At 70.2% G+C, this 332-nt stretch carries 1 protein-coding gene; it reads left to right on the forward strand.

Annotated elements, in window-relative coordinates; translation table 11 throughout:
* The coding region (locus tag AC1DNC_RS16825; protein WP_476863663.1) for an L-serine ammonia-lyase, iron-sulfur-dependent, subunit alpha at window positions 1-332 on the forward strand (332 nt) is incomplete at both ends.

The raw sequence follows: 332 nt of genomic DNA on the forward strand, positions 1-332 counted from the left end.
CCGACCAACGGCGCCGCCGGGATCATCCCGGCCGTGCTCTACTACGCGCTGCACTTCGCCCCGGGCATGGACCAGGCCACCCAGGAGGACCGCGACGACGTCGTGGTCAAGTTCCTGCTCGCCGCCGGAGCCATCGGGGTGCTGTACAAGGAACAGGCTTCGATTTCCGGCGCCGAGGTCGGCTGCCAGGGCGAGGTCGGCTCCGCGTCGTCAATGGCGGCCGCCGGCCTGGCCGAGGTCATGGGCGGCACTCCGCAGCAGGTGGAAAACGCCGCGGAGATCGCGATGGAACACAACCTCGGCCTGACCTGCGACCCGATCGGCGGGCTCGT

It is taken from the genome of Arthrobacter sp. 01N442 (genome assembly GCF_056399345.1).